The 17460-nt window shown below is 68.8% G+C and carries 18 protein-coding genes and 2 tRNA genes; 11 read left to right on the plus strand and 9 right to left on the minus strand.

Features of this window, described 5'->3' with window-relative positions; all coding sequences use genetic code 11:
- Window position 1 precedes the first annotated feature (1 nt).
- Both ctaJ and ON34_RS06420 read left to right on the plus strand, forming a co-directional pair.
- Entirely contained in the window at window positions 2-280 is a 279-nt protein-coding gene (gene ctaJ, locus ON34_RS06415; RefSeq protein ID WP_040775521.1) for an aa3-type cytochrome oxidase subunit CtaJ, read from the plus strand.
- Window positions 267-731 (plus strand): DUF5130 domain-containing protein, encoded by a 465-nt coding sequence (locus ON34_RS06420; protein ID WP_040775524.1) that lies wholly within the window; start codon window positions 267-269, stop codon window positions 729-731. The genes ctaJ and ON34_RS06420 overlap by 14 nt, the downstream gene beginning before the upstream one ends.
- Before the next feature lie 52 nt (window positions 732-783).
- Here the strand turns inward: ON34_RS06420 and pepN are convergent, their stop codons facing one another.
- The gene (gene pepN, locus ON34_RS06425) at window positions 784-3366 is read right to left on the minus strand and encodes an aminopeptidase N (protein WP_040775528.1); all 2583 of its coding nucleotides are present in this window, start codon (window positions 3364-3366) and stop codon (window positions 784-786) included.
- Window positions 3367-3576: 210 nt separating this feature from the next.
- Between pepN and ON34_RS06430 the strand changes: the two genes are divergently transcribed.
- Entirely contained in the window at window positions 3577-4401 is an 825-nt protein-coding gene (locus ON34_RS06430) for a phosphoribosylaminoimidazolesuccinocarboxamide synthase (protein ID WP_040775532.1), read from the plus strand.
- A gap of 7 nt (window positions 4402-4408) precedes the next feature.
- On the opposite strand, the gene ON34_RS06435 is transcribed toward ON34_RS06430, so the two are convergent.
- From ON34_RS06435 to ON34_RS06450, 4 genes are all read right to left on the minus strand, one after another.
- On the minus strand, window positions 4409-4891 hold the full coding sequence (locus ON34_RS06435) for an NUDIX hydrolase (RefSeq protein ID WP_040775534.1): 483 nt from the start codon (window positions 4889-4891) through the stop codon (window positions 4409-4411).
- Window positions 4892-5105: 214 nt separating this feature from the next.
- Window positions 5106-6371 (minus strand): RNA polymerase sigma factor, encoded by a 1266-nt coding sequence (locus tag ON34_RS06440; protein ID WP_051022202.1) that lies wholly within the window; start codon window positions 6369-6371, stop codon window positions 5106-5108.
- Entirely contained in the window at window positions 6368-6769 is a 402-nt protein-coding gene (locus tag ON34_RS06445; RefSeq protein ID WP_040775536.1) for a YciI family protein, read from the minus strand. Before ON34_RS06445 ends, ON34_RS06440 begins: the two co-directional genes overlap by 4 nt.
- Before the next feature lie 108 nt (window positions 6770-6877).
- Window positions 6878-8098 (minus strand): NAD(P)/FAD-dependent oxidoreductase, encoded by a 1221-nt coding sequence (locus ON34_RS06450; protein WP_040775539.1) that lies wholly within the window; start codon window positions 8096-8098, stop codon window positions 6878-6880.
- Between the two features lie 177 nt (window positions 8099-8275).
- On the opposite strand from ON34_RS06450, the gene ON34_RS06455 reads away from it, so the two are divergent.
- Window positions 8276-8917 carry a mycothiol-dependent nitroreductase Rv2466c family protein gene (locus ON34_RS06455; RefSeq protein ID WP_083889179.1) on the plus strand — a complete coding sequence of 214 codons (642 nt, stop codon included), beginning with the start codon at window positions 8276-8278 and terminating at the stop codon, window positions 8915-8917.
- Window positions 8918-9041: 124 nt separating this feature from the next.
- Here ON34_RS06455 and ON34_RS06460 read toward each other — a convergent pair whose 3' ends face one another.
- Window positions 9042-10148 carry a M48 family metallopeptidase gene (locus tag ON34_RS06460; RefSeq protein WP_040775544.1) on the minus strand — a complete coding sequence of 369 codons (1107 nt, stop codon included), beginning with the start codon at window positions 10146-10148 and terminating at the stop codon, window positions 9042-9044.
- A gap of 161 nt (window positions 10149-10309) precedes the next feature.
- Between ON34_RS06460 and ON34_RS06465 the strand changes: the two genes are divergently transcribed.
- Together ON34_RS06465 and ON34_RS06470 are read left to right on the plus strand one after the other, a co-directional pair.
- Window positions 10310-10783, plus strand: a complete 474-nt coding sequence (locus ON34_RS06465) for a ribose-5-phosphate isomerase (RefSeq protein ID WP_040775547.1) — start codon at window positions 10310-10312, stop codon at window positions 10781-10783.
- Between the two features lie 22 nt (window positions 10784-10805).
- Window positions 10806-11618 carry an Fpg/Nei family DNA glycosylase gene (locus ON34_RS06470; protein ID WP_040775550.1) on the plus strand — a complete coding sequence of 271 codons (813 nt, stop codon included), beginning with the start codon at window positions 10806-10808 and terminating at the stop codon, window positions 11616-11618.
- A 27-nt stretch (window positions 11619-11645) separates the two neighbouring features.
- Here the strand turns inward: ON34_RS06470 and ON34_RS06475 are convergent, their stop codons facing one another.
- On the minus strand, window positions 11646-12596 hold the full coding sequence (locus ON34_RS06475) for a GGDEF domain-containing protein (RefSeq protein ID WP_040775553.1): 951 nt from the start codon (window positions 12594-12596) through the stop codon (window positions 11646-11648).
- 605 nt (window positions 12597-13201) lie between these two features.
- On the opposite strand from ON34_RS06475, the gene ON34_RS06480 reads away from it, so the two are divergent.
- From ON34_RS06480 to ON34_RS06490, 3 genes are all read left to right on the plus strand, one after another.
- Complete coding sequence (locus tag ON34_RS06480) at window positions 13202-13405, plus strand: hypothetical protein (protein ID WP_040775556.1); 204 nt, start codon at window positions 13202-13204, stop codon at window positions 13403-13405.
- 298 nt (window positions 13406-13703) lie between these two features.
- A tRNA-Gly gene (locus ON34_RS06485) sits at window positions 13704-13777 on the plus strand.
- 47 nt (window positions 13778-13824) lie between these two features.
- Window positions 13825-13901: transfer RNA gene (locus ON34_RS06490), tRNA-Pro, on the plus strand.
- Window positions 13902-13932: 31 nt separating this feature from the next.
- On the opposite strand, the gene ON34_RS06495 is transcribed toward ON34_RS06490, so the two are convergent.
- Window positions 13933-14946, minus strand: coding sequence for an asparagine synthase-related protein (locus ON34_RS06495; RefSeq protein ID WP_040775559.1), 1014 nt, complete (start codon window positions 14944-14946; stop codon window positions 13933-13935).
- A gap of 25 nt (window positions 14947-14971) precedes the next feature.
- The gene (locus ON34_RS06500; protein WP_051022203.1) at window positions 14972-15700 is read right to left on the minus strand and encodes a MerR family transcriptional regulator; all 729 of its coding nucleotides are present in this window, start codon (window positions 15698-15700) and stop codon (window positions 14972-14974) included.
- 269 nt (window positions 15701-15969) lie between these two features.
- Here ON34_RS06500 and ON34_RS33360 point away from each other — a divergent pair, with 269 nt between their 5' ends.
- A complete protein-coding gene (locus ON34_RS33360) occupies window positions 15970-16422 on the plus strand; it encodes a hypothetical protein (protein WP_157172192.1) in 453 nt (150 codons plus the stop codon).
- Between the two features lie 50 nt (window positions 16423-16472).
- Window positions 16473-17366: an ROK family protein gene (locus ON34_RS06510; RefSeq protein WP_040775562.1), complete on the plus strand. Its 894-nt coding sequence runs from the start codon at window positions 16473-16475 to the stop codon at window positions 17364-17366.
- Window positions 17367-17460 lie beyond the last annotated feature (94 nt).

Raw genomic sequence — 17460 nt, forward strand, 5'->3', positions numbered from 1 at the left:
CGTGAGCATTCTCGAGACAGTGCTGATCTTCGCCGGCATCCCGCTGGTGATCTACGGCGTCATCGCCGGATTGTCGTTTCTCGGTAAGCCATTGCCTGGCGAGAAGCCGGTCCACTTCACCCTCGGTCAGAAGTGGACCCAGCCGCCGGTGCTGTGGAGTGCCACCGGAGAGGTGATCGGCTCGGGTCACCACTTTCCGGAAACGCCGCATGGGCAGCATGCGGCCATCGAGTCCACCGAGGTGGAACTGATCGGAGGACGGGCAAGTGGCAGGTTCTAAGTGGCCCGCGGTGGTCGAAGCCGATCTGCCGCACGGATACGCGATCACCAGCAGCGGGCGCGTCTCCGGCGTGCACGAGGCGGGCGACGTGTTCAAGGAAGCGCCGTTCAACGACCACGAGCGGCTCACGATGGACAACGTGCTCACCGAGGCGACCCGCGCGACCAAGGTGCGCTTCAACGTCTACATCGGCGATCTGGGCGAGGACCCGGCCGCGGGCGCTGACGCCCTCTTCCCCGGCACACCCGAGGCGGCGCACTCGGTGCTCATCGCCGTCTCGCCGAACGAAAAGGCGATCGAGGTGCGTGCGGGCCGGGAGGTCGCCGACCGCGCGAACGATCGCGTCTGCCAGCTCGGCGTCACCGCGGCGCTGAGTTCGTTCCGGCAGGGCGAGCTGATCGACGGCCTGGTCTCGGCGGTCCGCGTGATGGCCGCGGCCATCGGGAGGTAGGTCGTAACCCGGCGCGTCCACCCCTTCGACGGGGTGGACGCGCCGGTTTCGTTTACGACCGGGCGTCGAAGGCGCGGGCGCGCAGGGAGCGCTCGATGCCCGCCTTGCCCTCGCTGACCAGGCGGCGCAGGGCGGGCGGGTGGTCGCCCGCGAGGAACTTGTCGGCGACGGACACCGCGTCCTCGCTGATCGCCCACTGCGGGTAGAGGCCGACCACCACGGTCTGGGCGACCTCGCTGGAGCGGCGCTCCCAGACGCTGGGGATCTCCGCGAAATACCGCTCCACGTAGGGGGCGAGCAGGTCACCCTGTCCGGGCGGCGCGAAGCCGCCGACGATCGAGCGGGCGGTGACGTTGGGCACCGAGTCGTCGCGCATCACGGTCGTCCACGCCTGTTCCTTCACCTCGGCGATCGGGCGCGCCGCCGCGGCCGCGGCCGCTTGACGCTTGCCCGCAGCGGTGGGGTCGCCTGCCAGCTCCTGGTCGATGACGGGTGTTTCCAGTCCGTCGGCATCGATCTCGCCCGCCGCCGCGAGCGCGGACACGAGCCGCCAGCGCAGGTCGGTGTCCACCACGAGTCCGGCCAGTCCGACCTTCGCCGGGTCGCCGTCGAGCAGCTCGCGCAGCACCTCGGTGTGCCAGTCCGACAGCTTCGCGCCGGTCAGCGCGTTGACGAAGGCCAGCTGGTGATCGGAGCCCGCTTCGGCTTCGCGAGCCAGCTCCAGGAGCCGGTTCGCGTAGTCCGGCCAGCCGGTGGCATCGGCCCAGGCCGGGTCGGCGTAGCTGCCCAGCGCGAGGTTGGCCTGCATCAGAAGGCGTTGCACCACGCCGATTTCGGTCTCGGCGCCGACTCCGCGCTGCACCAGCGCGACGAAATCGCGGGCACGGAACTCGGCTTGGCGAGTCATCTCCCAGGCCGCCGACCAGGCCAGCGTGCGCGGCAGCGGCTCGGCGATGTCGGCGATGCGGTTGACCAGCACGTCGAGCGAGTCGGCGTCCAACCGGACCGAGCAGTAGGTGAGATCGTCGTCGTTGAGCAGCACGAACTGGCCGCGCGGCACGCCGACCAGCTCGGGTACCTCGGTGCGGTCGGTGGCGTCGAGGTCGAGCTCGACGCGCTTGGTGCGCACCAGCTTTCCGTCCTGATCGGCGTAGACGCCGATGGCCAGCCGGTGCACGCGCCGCTCACCCGCGCCCGGCTGGGCGCCCTCCTGGAGTACGGCGAACGAGCTGAACCTGCCGTCGGCGTCCACCTCGAAGTCCGGACGCAGGATGTTCAGGCCGGTGGTCTTCAGCCACTGCGCGCCCCAGGTGGACAGATCCCGCCCGGACGACTTCTCCAGCGCCGCCAGCAGATCGTCGAACGTGGCGTTGCCGTAGGCGTGCTCGGCGAAGTACGCGCGCAGCCCGGCCAGGAACGGCTCCAAACCCACATAGGCCACCAGCTGCTTCAGGACGCTGGCGCCCTTGGCGTAGGTGATGCCGTCGAAGTTCACCTCGACCGCGGCGAGATCCGGGATGTCCGCCGCGATCGGGTGCGTGGAGGGCAGCTGATCCTGCCGGTAGGCCCAGGACTTCTCCACGTTCGCGAACGTGGTCCACGCGTTGGCGTATTCGGTGGCCTGGGACTGGCACAGCACCGAGGCGAAGGTGGCGAAGGACTCGTTCAGCCACAGGTCGTCCCACCACTTCATGGTGACCAGGTCGCCGAACCACATGTGCGCCATCTCGTGCAGCACGGTCTCCGCGCGACGCTCGTAGGAGGCGCGGGTCACCTTGGACCGGAAGACGTAGTCCTCCAGGAAAGTCACCGCGCCCGCGTTCTCCATCGCACCGGCGTTGAACTCCGGCACGAACAGCTGGTCGTACTTGCCGAACGCGTAGGGGACGCCGAAATTGCGGTGATAGAAGCCGAAGCCCTGCTTGGTCTCGGTGAACAGCCGCTCGGCGTCCATGTACTCGGCCAGCGAGGCGCGGCAGTAGAGACCCAGCGGGATGCTGCCGTGCTCGTCGGTGTAGACATCGGTCCACTGCGCGTACGGCCCCGCGATGAGCGCGACCAGGTAGGTGCTCATTCTCGGCGTTGTGCGGAAGACGTGCTTTCCCGGCTGCGGCGCGAGCGTTTCCACGACGGCGCTGTTGGACACGACCTGCCAGTCCGTCGGCGCGGTGACGGTGAGGTCGAAGGTGGCCTTCAGGTCGGGCTGGTCGAAGCAGGCGAACATCCGCTTGGCGTCGGCGGTTTCGAACTGCGAGTAGAGGTAGACGGCGTCGTCGGTGGGGTCGACGAACCGGTGCAGGCCCTCGCCGGTATTGGAGTACTCGCAGTCGGCCTCCACCACCAGCTCGTTGCGCTCGGCCAGATCGTTCAGCGCGATCCCGGTCGACTCGTCGTAGCCGGAGACGTCCAGCGCGGCGCCGTTGAGCACCGCCGATCGCACGCCGCGCGCCACGATGTCGACGAACGTGCTCGCCCCCGGCGTCGCGGTGAAGGTGACGGTGCTGCGCGAGAAGAAGGTCTGCTCGCCGGGTTTGCCCGCCCCGTCGGTCAGGTCCAGCTCGATGCGATAGTTCTCGACCGACACCGTCGAGGCGCGTTCGATCGCCTGTTCACGAGTGAGGTTGGGTGCGGACATAAGGCTCCTTCGTGGTCGAAGAACTGGCACGTGCGCCACCCACAATGCCATCAAAGGGCGGCCGGTCGCGCGGGACTTTCCGGCCAACGCCAGTAACCCGGGTCGTCCGGGGCAGCGGCCGAGCGCAGCAGGTGGACGGCGTACCGGGCCGGCCCAAGGGGCGGCGGTATTGTGCCTGGTGCAGACCATCACGGATTCGGAGGCTCGACGTTGAAGCATGTGCACGCCGGGAAGGTGCGTGACCTGTACGAGGACGGCGACACGCTGTTGCTGGTCGCCTCCGATCGGGTGTCGGTGTACGACGTGGTGCTGCCCACGCCGATCCCGGACAAGGGCGCGCTGCTGACGCAGCTGTCGAACTGGTGGTTCGAGTACTTCACCGACGTGCCCAATCACGTGGTCTCCGCCATCGACGTGCCCGCCGAGTTCGCCGGCCGCGGCATCCGGGTCAAGCCGTTGAAGATGGTGCAGGTGGAATGCATCGCCCGCGGCTACCTGACCGGGTCGGGTCTCGCGGAATACCGGCGGACGGGCACGGTGTCCGGGGTGGCGCTGCCGCCGGGGCTGCGCGAGGGCGACAAGCTGCCCGAGCCGATCTTCACGCCGACCACCAAAGCGTCCGAGGGACACGACGAGTCGATCACCTTCGCCGACGTGGTGAACCAGGAGGGTCGCGAGGTCGCCGAGCGGCTGCGCGAGTTGACCCTGCACATCTACACCCGCGGCGCCGCGCATGCCGCCGAACGCGGTGTCATCGTCGCCGACACCAAGGTCGAGTTCGGCTGGGACGGCGATGTCCTCACCCTCGGCGACGAGGTGCTCACCTCCGATTCCTCGCGTTTCTGGCCCGCCGCCGAATGGGAACCGGGTCGCGTGCAGCGCTCGTTCGACAAGCAGTTCGTCCGCGACTGGGCCACCTCCACCGGATGGGACAAGGAGCCGCCCGGCCCGGAGATCCCCGCCGATGTCGTCGCGGCGACGCGGCAGAAGTACGTGGAGGCCTACGAGCTCATCACCGGCCGGACCTGGGCGTAGCGGCGGGTCAGCCCGCCAGCTGCTCGGTCAGCCGGTCCAGATAGGGCCGCTGGCCCGCCACCAGCTTGTCCCGCGCGGTAGCCGGATCGAACCACTCGGCGCGATCGATCTCCGGGAACTCCACCAACCGGCCGGAGCGCGGCGGCCACTCCAACTGGAAGGTTCCCGGCACTACGTCCGCGGGATCGAGATCGCCCTCCACGGCCCACGCCGTGAGGATCTTCTTGCCCGCGCCGCTGCCGTAGCGCACCTCGCCCAGTGGCAGCCACGCACCGGCGGGAGCGGGCACTCCCAGCTCTTCGGCGAACTCACGGGCCGCCGCGGCGCGCCCGTCCTCCGTCTCCGGCTCGTACTCACCCTTGGGAATCGACCACGCCCCCAGGTCTTTTCGCGCCCAGAACGGCCCGCCCATGTGTCCGAGCAAAACCTCGACGGTGCCGCCCGAACTCCGGCGAAACAGCAGGACGCCCGCACTGTGTTTGTCTGCCACACCGCGTAGTCTGCCCTCGCTGTGGTCGGCAATTCGCTCCGCCCTGCCCCGGCACGCCGCCGAAGCAGCCGTGACGCGCGCGTATGCACTGCTGCTCTCCGCATAGTTGCCGCTCGCGCCTCGGGTGGGCCGCGGATTCTCGCCTGAGGCCTCGCACGCTGCCCCCATGCGAAACATCTGGGAGCCGAGTGAATTGCGGAGGAGCTTCTCCGGGTTACCGGGGGAGATCGGTGCGCGTGGCGTGACGTAGCCGCGCTGCGCGGATGGTGAGGTAGTCGCGTTCAGGGATGCTGGTGGTTCGCGCGGCGGCCTTCGCATACCAAGCGATGGCCGCGTCGACGTCGCCGACCATCTCGTGGAGATGGCCGCGCACCGCGTCGAGCCGGTGCGTGCCCGCCAGCTTGTCGTCGAGTGTCCCGGCCAGCGCGAGACCGGCTTCGGGCCCCGACACCAGCGCCAGTGCCACCGCTCGGTTGAGCGTCACCATCGGGTTGTCGGTGCATTGCTCGAGCCGGTCGTACAGCGCCAGGATCTTCGCCCACTCGGTGTCCTCGGGGCGGGCGGCCTGGGCATGCAGAACCGCGATGGCGGCCTGGATCTGGTACGGCCCGCGCAGGCCGCCCGTCAGCGTGCCCGTGATCAGCCTGGTTCCCTCGGTGATCAGTGCCCGATCCCACAGCGCGCGGTTCTGTTCGGCCAGGGGGATGAGCTCGCCGTGCGCGCCGATGCGGGCGGCACGGCGGGCATCGGTGAGCAGCATCAGCGCGAGCAACCCGGTGACCTCCGGGTCCTCGGGCAGCAGCCGGTGCACCGCCCTGGCGAGCCGGATCGCCTCGTCGGCCAGATCCGTGCGTTGCAGAGCCGGCCCCGAGCTGCTGGTGTGTCCCTCGTTGAAGATCAGGTACAGCACGTGCAGGACCGCGCCGAGCCGTTCGCGCCACTGCGCGTCATCGAGCCGCGCGAAAGGCCGCTGCACGGTGGCCAGCTTCTTCTTGGCCCGCGTGATCCTTTGCGCCATGGTCGTTTCCGGCAGCAGGAAGGCATGCGCGATCTGTTCGGTGCCGAGCCCGGCGACCGCGCGCAACGTGAGTGCGATGGCGGCGGCAGGGGCCAGCGCCGGATGGCAGCACAGGAACAGCATGGTGAGCGTGTCGTCGTGGTCGACCGGGACGGCGTCGGTCACCTCGCGGTCGAAAGCGGTGGTTTCCCTGCGCCGCCTGGCCACCTCCGCGCGCACCGCGTCGGCCATGCGTCGCTGCGCCACCTGGGTCAGCCAGGCCCGCGGATGCTCGGGAATGCCCTGGTCGGGCCATTGTGTCGCGGCCGCGAGCAGGGCTTCCTGCACCGCGTCCTCGGCGGTGTCGAAATCGCCGAACCGGCGGACGAGCGTTCCGAGGACCTGCGGCGCCAGTGTGCGCAGCAGGTCCTCGGTGCTCGCCGGGAGCGGTGTGTCGTCGGGCACCGCACGCCGGTCGCTCATTGCTCGGTGGCAGGGGCGCCCATCACCGCGCGAACTTCGATGTACTCTCCGATCGGTTTGCCGCCGGGGCCGGGTGCTGCGGAGGCCTGCGCGGCGATCTCGTAGGCCCGTTCGGGACCGTCCACGTCGACGATCCAGTACCCGGCCAGGAACTCCTTGGTCTCCGGGAACGGTCCCTCGGTGATCACCGGCGCCGAGCGCCCGTCCGAACTGACCACCCGTGCCTCGCTCGGCGCGGCCAACCCCTGCGCGTCCACCAACTCGCCCGACTCGGCGAGCTGCGCACCCAGCGCGCGCTGGAAGTCTATGTGCGCCTGGATCTCTTCCGGGGACCATTGGTCGATCGGTGTGTCGCAGTAGGCGGTAGGTCCGTAGGTCTTCAACAGCATGTACTTCACGGTTCGTTTCCTCTCCTCCGGCGCTCGGCCGCGTGGGGCGCCCGGTGGTGCCCGCGATGGGGTCGGCGCCCAGCGCACGGATTCGACACATTCATCGCGTGATCCACGTCACAGTGACGTCCCGGTGTCGGCGAGCTGATCCGGATCGACCGGCTCGCCCGCCAGGATCAGTTCTTTGATCCGGTCGGTCACATCCCAGACGTTCACGTTCATCCCGGCGAGCACTCGGTTGTCCGAGTCGAGCCAGAACGCCACGAACTCGCGGGCCGCTCGGTCGCCGCGGACGACGACCCTGGCGTATTCGCCCGGCGCCGCGTACCCGGTGTACTCCATGCCCAGGTCGTATTGATCGGTGAAGAAGTACGGCAGCCGGTCATATGCGGTCTCTTTGCCGAGCATGGCCGCGGCGGCGACCGCGGGCTGGTTGAGCGCGTTCGCCCAGTGCTCCACTCGGATCCGCCGGTTCAGGACGGGATGCCGGTGTGCGGCGATGTCGCCGACCGCGACGATGTCCGGATCGCTGGTGACCAGGCGCTCGTCGACGAGCACGCCGTCGTCCACCGCGAGCCCGGCGTCGGCGGCCAGCTCCACGTTCGGGCGCGCGCCGACCGCGACCAGCACCGCGTCGGCCTCGATCGTGCTGCCGTCGGCGAGCCGGACGCCGTTGGCGGTGGCGTCGTCGGTGGTGATCCCCTCCACCTGCGCGCCGAAGCGGAACTCGACGCCATTGGCCCGGTGCAGATCGGCGAACACCTGGCCCATCTCCGGCCCGAGCGCCGCGCGCAACGGCAGATCCCCGAGCTCCACGATGGTCACCGCCACGCCCGCCGCACGGGCCGCGGCCGCGACCTCCAACCCGATCCAGCCCGCCCCGATGACGACCAGCCGCCGTATGCGGCCGAACAACTCGATCAGCTGGTCGGAGTCCTCGATGGTGCGCAGCGTGTAGACGTTGGGCGCGTCGGCGCCGGGAATGCGCAGCGTGCGCGGCGTCGAGCCGGTGGCGAGCGCGAGCTTGTCGTAGGGCAGCGTGGAACCATCGGGCAGGGTGACCGTCTTCGCCGCGGCGTCCAGTCCGGTGACCGTGGTGCCAAGACGCACATCGACGTGGTGGTCGCGGTACCACTGGGCTGGCTGCACGACGAACTCGGTGAACGCCTTCTTGCCCGCGAGATGCTCCTTCGACAGCGGCGGCCGGTCGTAGGGCAGGTGTTCCTCGGCGCCGATCAGCGTCACGGTTCCGTCGAAATCCTTGGCCCGCAAGGCTTCCGCGACCTTGGCCGCGGCCAGCCCGCCGCCGACGATGACGAAATGCCGGTCAGAACTCATCGCGGACTCCTTCTCCGAAGGCAACCAAGCTCCTGCCGACCAACCCTACTGGCCGCCGCGCGGGCGGCTCGGGAAAACGGCGCCCCGGATGGGAACGAATCGCCCGCCGGTGTGGTTGCTCGATAAGGCGGCCGACTGTGCGCCGCCCGTGAGCATGCGATCGAGAGGAAGCCGCCCGTGACCGACAAAGCCGCCAAGGACGTCGCCGATTTCTGGTTCGACCCGCTGTGCCCCTGGTGTTGGATCACGTCCCGCTGGATCCTCGAGGTCGAGCAGGTCAGGGACATCGAAGTCCGGCTCCACGTGATGAGCCTGTCGGTGCTGAATGAGGGCAAGGACGTCCCACCGCAATACCAGGAGCTGCTCGCCACGGGCTGGGGTCCGGTCCGCGTCGCGATCGCGGCGGCGCAGGAGCACGGAGACAAGGTGCTGTCGCCGCTGTACACCGCGATGGGCACGCGGATTCACAACCGGCGCGCGGAGTACGAACGCGACAGCCGCAAGGAGACGCTCGCCGCGGTGATCGCCGACTCGCTCGCCGAGGTCGGTCTGCCCGCCGAGCTGGCCGCGGCCGCCGAGAGTACCGAATACGACGAGGCGTTGCGCAAGAGCCACCACGAGGGCATGGACAAGGTGGGACCGGACGTCGGGACACCGACCATCCACATCAACGGCACCGCGTTCTTCGGCCCGGTCCTGTCCCGCATTCCGCGCGGCGAGGAAGCGGGCAAGGTGTGGGACGGCGCCGTGGCGCTGGCGTCCTACCCGCACTTCTTCGAGTTGAAGCGGACGCGAACCGAAGACCCGTCGTTCGACTGAGTACCGCACGGCGAGTGCCGCCCCCGGCACTCGCCCCGGTCACGGCACGGATTCCGCCGGATTCACCGACGCCTCACGGTTTGGGACGCCGGATCGCCGCCGGGCGGCGCAGCGGCGTCCGCGGTCACAGCACGGATTTCGGCGGATTCGCCGGTACCTCACCGTAGGAACTCGGGTAGCCGCCGGTCGGCACGGCGGCGCCCGCGGGCGGGGTCGGGCGCAGGAAGAGCTTGCCGTGCCTGCTGCGGTCGCGCAGCGCCCACATTCGCCAGGTCAGCACGGGGTGGCTGGACAGGGCGTTCACCATCCAGACGAAGAAGCCCTTCTCGAACACCGCCCGGTCGGCCATCTCGTCGAAGCCGACCAGCCTGTTCATGTACTTGCCCGCGGCCAGCGTGCCCATCGCGGCGGACGCGCCGGTGTGCCGGTTGCAGTAACCGTGGTTGTCGGCGGTGTACTCCTGCGCACGGATCAGGCTGCTTCCGATGATCGGCAGGAACGGAACGAGGAACATGCCCAGCTGTCGCCAATACGACGTGTGCCCGGCCGCGATGTGGCCCACTTCGTGGCCGATGATGAACGCCAGCGCGTCGGGTTCGCGTGCCGCGCCGCCGATCTCGAACAGGTCGCTGTAGACCACCACGAAGCGCCGGAAGCCGTGCCCGCTGGCGAACGCGTTGATCCGGCCGTTGCCCAGCACCACGTACGCGTCCGGCACCTTCGCCATGCCGAAGCGGGCGGCCGCCTCCACCACCATCTGGTAGCCCTCGGGGAACTGCGTCGGCGACATCTTCACGCCGTTCACCCGCTGCGTCGCGTAGGTGAGGCCGCGCCCGAACCACAGCAGCAGCGGCGCGGCCACCAACGCCAGGACGTACTGGTCGATGTTGCCGGTCACCAGGAGCAGCACGGCGATCAGATAGCCGAAGACGGTCAGCACGATCACGATCACGAGCATCGGAATCTCCCAGCTGTGCCGCGCGGGCATGCCGAACGGCGACAGACCACGCGGCTGCCGCCCCGGTGGCACCGCGGGCGGCATCGGCGCACCGGGGTACTGGCCGTAGGCCGGATACGAGCCGGTGGGTGCGGGCGGATACCCGCCCGACGGGTACGGCTGCCCATAGGGCGCCGCGGGTGGGTTCGGAACCTGCGCCCACCCGGCCTGCTGGGCATACGGGTCGGCCTGCGGGCCCGCCTGGTCGTGCGGCTGGCGATCGTGCGGCTGCATGAGATGAACTCTATTCAGTCGCCGGAAACGCGCAGGGTCTCGTGCCGATGGCCGCGAACACAGCTGGCGTATCGGTCGATTCGCCGCTGTGGGCGGTGGCGTCGAGCGCGGGGTATGCCCTGTTGCCCGCCGCCAGGCGACGGCCTGACACAATGCCTGCCATGCGCGTATACCTCGGTGCCGACCATGCCGGTTTCGAACTGAAGAATCACGTCAAGGCCCATCTGGAGCAGGCGGGCCACGAGGTCGTCGACTGCGGCGCGCTCGTCTACGACGCGCTCGACGACTACCCCGCGTTCTGCATCGAGGCGGCCCGCCGCACCGTCGCCGACCCGGGCAGCCTCGGGCTGGTGTTCGGCGGCAGCGGCAACGGCGAGCAGATCGCGGCGAACAAGGTGCCCGGTGCCCGCTGCGCGCTGGCCTGGAGCGTCGAGACCGCGAAGCTGGCCCGTGAACACAACAACGCGCAGCTGATCGGCATCGGCGGCCGGATGCACTCGACCGAGGAGGCGCTGGCCATCGTGGACGCCTTCCTCAGCACCCCGTGGTCGGGCGAGGAGCGCCACCAGCGGCGCATCGACATCCTGGCCGAGTACGAGAAGTCCGGCGTGGCTCCGGCCGTTCCCGAGTACTGAGCTCGGCGCGGTGTAACCAGCTGTGCCGGAAGGACATACGCTGCACCGCCTGGCGCGGCTGCATCATCGCAGTCTCGCGGGCGGCGTGGTGCGCGTATCCAGCCCGCAGGGCAAGTTCGCCGCGGGCGCGGCCAGGGTCGACGGCCGGGTGCTGATCAAGGCCGAGGCGTGGGGCAAACACCTGTTGCACCACTACGACTCGGGTCTGGTCGTGCACGTGCATCTCGGCCTCTACGGCGCCTTCACCGAATCCGAACTGCCGATGGGGGAGCCGGTCGGGCAGGTCCGGATGCGCATGATCGGCGGACCGGACGCGGCATCCGGCTTCGGCACCGATCTGCGCGGGCCCACCGCGTGCGAGATTCTGCTCGCGCCCGAGGTCGCCGCGCTCACCGATCGGCTCGGCCCGGACCCGCTGCGGCGCGGCGCCGACCCCGACCGCGCCTGGCGACGTATCCATCGCTCCCGCAGGCCGATCGGTGCACTGCTGATGGATCAGCAGGTGGTGGCCGGCGTCGGTAACGTCTACCGTGCGGAACTGCTGTTCCGCCACCGGATTTCGCCGCATCGTCCGGGCGTGGCGGTATCGGCCGACGAATGGACGGCCATGTGGACCGATCTCGTCGCGCTGATGCGGGTGGGGGTACGGGTCGGGAAGATGGTCGTGGTCAGGCCCGAACACGACCACGGCGAGCCCTCGTACGCGCCGGATCGTCCGCGCACTTACGTCTACCGCCGCCAGGGAGCGCCGTGCCGTCTGTGCGGCACGCCGGTCGCGCATCAGGTCATGCAGGCCAGGAACCTCTTCTGGTGTCCGACCTGCCAGCCGGACTGACCCGGGTCGCGGGCGGACGGCACCCCGTCAGCCCGCGACGGCGGTGTCGATATTCGGCTCGTCCGCGAAAGCGAACCGCCGCCCGCCTGCCGTCTTCGCGGAATACATCGCACGGTCGGCACGGCGCAGGAGATCGGTGAAATCGAACGGGATGCCCGGCGGGTTGTAGGCGGTTCCGACGCTGGCCGACACCGGGACCGGACCCGCCGACGACCAGACCGGGTCACGGAGCGCGGCCACGATGCGGTGTGCGAGGTCGCCGAGGTTGTTGCGATGCGAGTTGATCGCGAGCACGAACTCGTCGCCGCCGTACCGGCAGATCACCGTGTCCGGCGGGCAGGCTTCGCGGAGCCTGCCGGCCAGTTCGACCAGCACCTCGTCACCGATCGCATGCCCGTATCCGTCGTTGATCTGCTTGAACCGGTCCAGGTCTATCAGCAGCAGCCCGACGCCGCGGCTCGGGTCGGTGGCCATCAACCGGACCTTGTCCTGCAGCAGCGTGCGGTTGGCCAGATCGGTGAGCGCGTCGTGGGTGGCCTCGTGGCGCAGCCGGTGCTGCAGCGCGGCGATCTCCTGCACCCGCAGCGACACCTTGGCCGACAGATTCTGCTCCTGCTGCGCGAGCGCCCGCTCCTGCAGCGCCTGTGCGTAACTGTCGATGGCCTGGCTGGCGATGAACGGCCAGCGCGTGGCCACCAAGGAACCGGGCGTGCCGGAGGGGAAGCCGAGCAGCCAGCGCGTGGCCTGCGCCAACATCCGGATCCGCTCGAACGGCGCTTCGGCGAGCCTGGCTCCGAGCATCCGCGCTTCGAGCCAGGGAAACGGCTCGGTCCGCGCGAGCGTGAGCAGCCGCTCGATGATCTCGATCAGCACCGGCTCCAGCTGCTGGGGTGTGGCGCCCGACCCGGGCTCGGCGCAGACCGCACGAGCCCATGCTCGGGCCATGGTAGCTACCGGGGGTTCGATGTCGGCGGACATCGGACTCACCCGGTGTGGGTGACGTCGGTGCCAAGCTGCCCTGTGCTGACACAGGCGCCGGCGTCACGCTGATCGTGCCCACTGCTACGCGGTTGTGTCCACCTGGTTCGGCGCACGCTCACCGCCCCCTTTCCAGATACCCCCGTCCGGCAAAAAGGATCCTAGCAAGCCACTCGGCATCGAAAAGCACCGTTTTGCAACGTGTTATCGACACCTCGCGAATAGCGATCGGGAATGTGATCGTACCCGTCGCGCTGGTGTTACACCCGAATTCCGTTCGCTGCGAAATCGCGCCGCGGCGCGCTGGCGACACGCTGTGGGACGTGCGCCGCAGGTGACGCGCGGGGCCTGAGTGCGGCCCGAAGTCACTCCGCGCCACTGGTTCTCCGAGAATGCGTTCTCGCACGCGACGTCCTTGTCTTCCCTGTCGAGCTTCGAATCGTTGTCCGGGCCGTTCTCGGGTCGGCCCTCGCGTTCTCGCCGCCTTCTCGGCACGTTCCGCGTCAAGGACTGTTCCGCGCCCGCCGAGGCCGCGGGCGACATGCCGGACAGCGGCATGCGCGGCCACGCGGAACGGCGGGGTCGGAGGCTCGGCGGTCCGCACGATGACCGGTACCGCGTTCGACGGCAAGACGACGGTTGCCGCGCGGTTAGCCAACCGTGCGCGGCAGTGTGACGTTCCCGAGGCGCAGTGCCCCGCCGACCTGCCGGTGCCGCGCTCGGCACGCGGCAACACGCCGAACGCGTCGACTGTGACGGCGAGTCGTGCGGTCCTCATCGGAAACCCCCGAGCGATGTTCCTGGCCTGATCGGCGGCGGGTCGGCGATGTTTCCCGGCGGAGCCATCGCGCGTCACTCGAGTTTCGCCCACCGGCATCCGACACGCCAGAGTTTCAATGAAAAATCACCTCTAAAATTTCGCTCCCGCGCGCCGCTGGCGGCGCGGCGGCCGAGTCGTGCGACACTCGGTGCGGCAACCCTGGAGCGCTCCGGTCCGCTGCGTCGAGATCGCGCGGCCCAGGGGGGCTGATTGGCGTTTCGGAAGCCGGATTCGGTACAGTCGGATCGCACACGACATCGTGGCGATCCCATCGGTGTCGTATGCCTGCGGGTGTAGTTCAATGGTAGAACCTCAGCCTTCCAAGCTGATGGTGCGGGTTCGATTCCCGTCACCCGCTCCACGGAGCATTCATCCTCGTCGGCGGCCGTCCCGCCGCCGCGAGGACCACGGGGTGTAGCGCAGCTTGGTAGCGCATCCGCTTTGGGAGCGGAGGGTCGCAGGTTCAAATCCTGTCACCCCGACCATCTTCGAGGCCCGGGGGCGGCGCAGCCGCGTTCATCTCTCATTCAGCAGCGCCAGGTAGAGCCGGATGGCGACCGCTTCGGCGTCCTCGGTGATGGGATCGGTATACGTACGTGCCCCAGGGAGATTCGCCGCGTGCGAACGCGCGGCCGCGGCGAGCGCGGTGAACAGGCCGGAGGAGCGTTGGATCGGGTCCTTGGCCCGCCAGGCGAGATGGTCCGCGCCGCTGGGCAACTCTTCGGCACAGGCCATGCGTAAGGCGAGTTTGTCGATTCGCCGGCCATTGTGTTCGCCGAACAATGCCGGGGGCGCGAATGATTCGGCCAGTCGCCACCAGCGCACCGTTTGAAAGACGTGAACGAGTTTGTCTGCGTAAGTATTCAACAGTGCCGGATGGAAATGCGGGACCAGTCGGCGGTAGCGGAAGTTGGCCGCCGACTCGGCACGGATCAGGCGGTCGAGTTCCTCGCGGGCCGCCGCGGAGTGCAGCGGGTGGCGCAGCGAGCGGCCGCCGCCGAAGATCGCGTCGGCGCCGGAGCCGGTGAGGATGGCGCCGACGCGCTCGAGCCGGTCGAGGCCGCGTCGCGCGGCGAGCAGAGGGATGCCCGCCGCCACCTCCCACAGCTCCGACGTGCCCAGCCTGCGCATGGCGTCGCGGGCGAGGTCGACCACTTCGGCCCCGGTCAGCCGGATGACGTCGTGGGGGAGCCCGAGCGCCGCCGCGGCCGCTGCCGCTCCCGTCGCGTCGGTGTCACCCGTCGTGACGATCGTGATCGCGTGTGGCCGGACGCCGAGGCCCACCGCGACCGCGGCGAGATAGATCGAGTCGACCCCGCCGCTGAGCAGGACCGCCGGGACGCCGTCGAAACGCTCGATCACCGCGCGCACGCGTGATCGGGTCTCCTCCGCGATGAGTGCGGCCGCGACTCGGGGATCGGTGATGGTCCGTGCCGAGGGATCGGGTGCCGCGATAGCGTCTCCGAGTATGTCGGTGACGAACTGGATCGGCTCGGAAGTCTGTACCTCCGAGGTTGTTTCGTCGTTCACCTGACCGGTGTGAACCGCTGTGCCGTCACCGATCGGACGGTGCCTGCGTGCCCGAGGCCACCGAGGGCGGTGGCAGCTCGGAGTGCTTGGCGAACGCCTGGTCGATCAGTTCGGAGGTGGCGCGGGTGACGATCAGCCGCGCGATCGCCAGGTCGGTCTCGAGCTTGGTGCGATCCCGCGGCGTGCGCGCGGATTCCTCGTACGTCTGCCCCGCCAGGCGGTAGAACAGCTCGGTGGCGAAGCGGTCGGCGATGCGATCGCAGTCGGCGCGCAGACGTTCGACCAACTGGAACGTGTCCCGCATCGGCAGTCCGGTGTCGGTGAGCCGGGTGGCCAGATCGCAGCACCGCGGGTTCGTGACCCGGTACGCCTCGAGCGGATCGTCGCTGGCGGCCAGCGCCTGCTTGGCGTACTCCGGCAACTCGGCGTACTCGTCGTTGGGTTCGGTGGGGGCTTCCGGCTCCGAGGCGGCGGCGGTCGCGGCCGCTTCCTTCACGCCGAGGACGTCAGCGAGTCCGTCGCCACGGTCCCAGGCCTCGAGCAGCTCCCTGATCCCGTTCAGCTTCATGCCCCGTCCGAGCAGGCGGCTGATGGTCTGCAGACGGTTGAGATGGTCCGACCCGTAGTACCCGATCCGCCCACGCACCTCCGGCGAGGGCAGAAGCCCTCGCTCGTGGTACACGCGGACGCTGCGCACGGTGGTGTCGGCTGCCCGTGCCAGTTCGTCGATCGTGAATTCAGAGTCTGCAGCCATGTTTAAAAGGAAACCATAGTCGGGCCCCCGTGGAAAATGGGCCGTTTCATAACGTGCCGTTAAAAACGGTAGCTGGGTGTTGCTCGAAGGTCAACGAGCCGTTACATAGCGGCACAAGAGGTTGTGTGCTGGGCAACAGTGGGCTACCGTGGCGTAGACCAGCTTATCGCGGCTGGGTTCCGGGGACTGTTGAGCAGCCCTGATGACCGTCCGATCCATGGGCCCAAACACCTGCCACAGGTGTGCCCTCGGCATCTCCGGAGATGGCTATGAGCATTACGCGAACCCTTCCGATGGACGCGGGATCCTTTGCGACTGCGAAGATCTCGTCGATTCCGGCAAAGTCGAGCCAGCGGCCACCGTGCGCCGACGTCCCGGACAACTGGGACATGGACACCGGTAATCCGGATGCCTGGCGGTCAGCCGTGCGAACCTGCCAGAGCTGCCCCCTCTTCGTGCAATGCCGCCAATTGGCGCAGACGCTCACAGCGCGCGGTGACGGTCCCCGCGCGATGATCTGGGCGGGCGTCGCCTACGACAACTCCGGCAGCGTCATCGAAAACCTCGATCGGCATCGTGCCGCGCCGATCGACCACAAGCGCCCCATGCGAATCATCCGCAACGGACCGCGCCCGCTGCGCACCGTGTCCACCCTTCCCGCACCCCGCAGGCACATCGTGCTCGGGCAACCCCTGAAACCGACTGGCACCGACGGTCTGTGACTATGCTGCGTGGACCTTTTGGCGTCGAGTCCTTTGGTGGTGCGTGAGTAATGACAGTGCTGGCGTTGGAGATCGGTTCATCGAGGTTTGCGGCGAGCCGAATCGCCGACGACGTCGGCACCGACGACATCCTGCAAATTCCGATCCCGGCCTCTGGTGCGTGGGACCGGTGCAGGGAGATGTTGCTCGAAGCCGCGGGCGGTGCCGAGATCACCGCCCTCGGCATCGCCTCCGCCGGGCCGATCGACATGGCGGCAGGGGTGGTCGCACCCATGGAAGTTCCCGAGTGGCGGACGGGTTTCGCCATCGTGGAAGCCGCACGAAAGGCCTTCCCCTCTGTGGATGTCGGGCTAGCCCTCGACGGTGCGTGCCTGGCGTTGGCCGAACGGAACTTCGGCGCCATGACCGAGGTGGCGGACGCGATGGCCATCACCGCGTCCGATCACATCAGTGGCGGAGTCATCGTGGGCGGATTCACGGTCGTCGGGCGGACCGGTAATGCGGGAAATGTGGGTCACGTCCTGGTCCCCGGCTTCGATGACCGCTGCATGTGCGGAGGCCGAGGCTGTTTGGAAGCGGTGGCAGGCGGCACGTCAGCGGTGCGCTGGGCTCGGGAGCAAGGGTGGGCGGGTACCTCGGTAGCGGGGCTGGTGGAAGCCGCCGGTGTGGGAGAAGAGATACCCGCAGCCGCGCTGAGCAGAGCAGGCACAGCGCTCGGCCGGGCGATCGCGTCCGTGGCCGCACTGCTCGACATGGATCTCGTCGTACTGGGCGGCTCGCTGGCCCAAGCGGGTCCGGTGCTGTGGAAACCCCTGAACGAGGCGGTCGCCACCCACGCCAGGCTGAGCTTCCTGCCGGGATTGCGTGTCGTTCCTTCGCAGCTCGGCGATGTGGCGTTGCTTGCCGGTGCCGGTGTGCTAGCGCTCAGCATGCAGAGCGCTTGATCGCACCCTCACGCTGCGGTAACCCCCTGTGTGAGAAAAGCTTTCGAATACACTGGAGGATTTGCCAGGGGGAAGCCAGCGGATCGCCAATCCG

It is taken from the genome of Nocardia pneumoniae NBRC 100136 (assembly GCF_000308755.1).
In the GTDB taxonomy this organism is placed as follows: domain Bacteria; phylum Actinomycetota; class Actinomycetes; order Mycobacteriales; family Mycobacteriaceae; genus Nocardia; species Nocardia pneumoniae.

Coding starts and splice junctions, on each gene's coding strand:
- pepN (WP_040775528.1), bottom strand. CDS start 3,366: ATGTCCGCACCCAACCTCACTCGTGAACAGGCGATCGAACGCGCCTCG.
- ON34_RS06440 (WP_051022202.1), bottom strand. CDS start 6,371: ATGAGCGACCGGCGTGCGGTGCCCGACGACACACCGCTCCCGGCGAGC.
- ON34_RS06450 (WP_040775539.1), bottom strand. CDS start 8,098: ATGAGTTCTGACCGGCATTTCGTCATCGTCGGCGGCGGGCTGGCCGCG.
- ON34_RS06460 (WP_040775544.1), bottom strand. CDS start 10,148: ATGCAGCCGCACGATCGCCAGCCGCACGACCAGGCGGGCCCGCAGGCC.
- ON34_RS06465 (WP_040775547.1), top strand. CDS start 10,310: ATGCGCGTATACCTCGGTGCCGACCATGCCGGTTTCGAACTGAAGAAT.
- ON34_RS06475 (WP_040775553.1), bottom strand. CDS start 12,596: ATGTCCGCCGACATCGAACCCCCGGTAGCTACCATGGCCCGAGCATGG.
- ON34_RS06480 (WP_040775556.1), top strand. CDS start 13,202: ATGACCGGTACCGCGTTCGACGGCAAGACGACGGTTGCCGCGCGGTTA.
- ON34_RS06500 (WP_051022203.1), bottom strand. CDS start 15,700: ATGGCTGCAGACTCTGAATTCACGATCGACGAACTGGCACGGGCAGCC.
- ON34_RS33360 (WP_157172192.1), top strand. CDS start 15,970: ATGAGCATTACGCGAACCCTTCCGATGGACGCGGGATCCTTTGCGACT.
- ON34_RS06510 (WP_040775562.1), top strand. CDS start 16,473: ATGACAGTGCTGGCGTTGGAGATCGGTTCATCGAGGTTTGCGGCGAGC.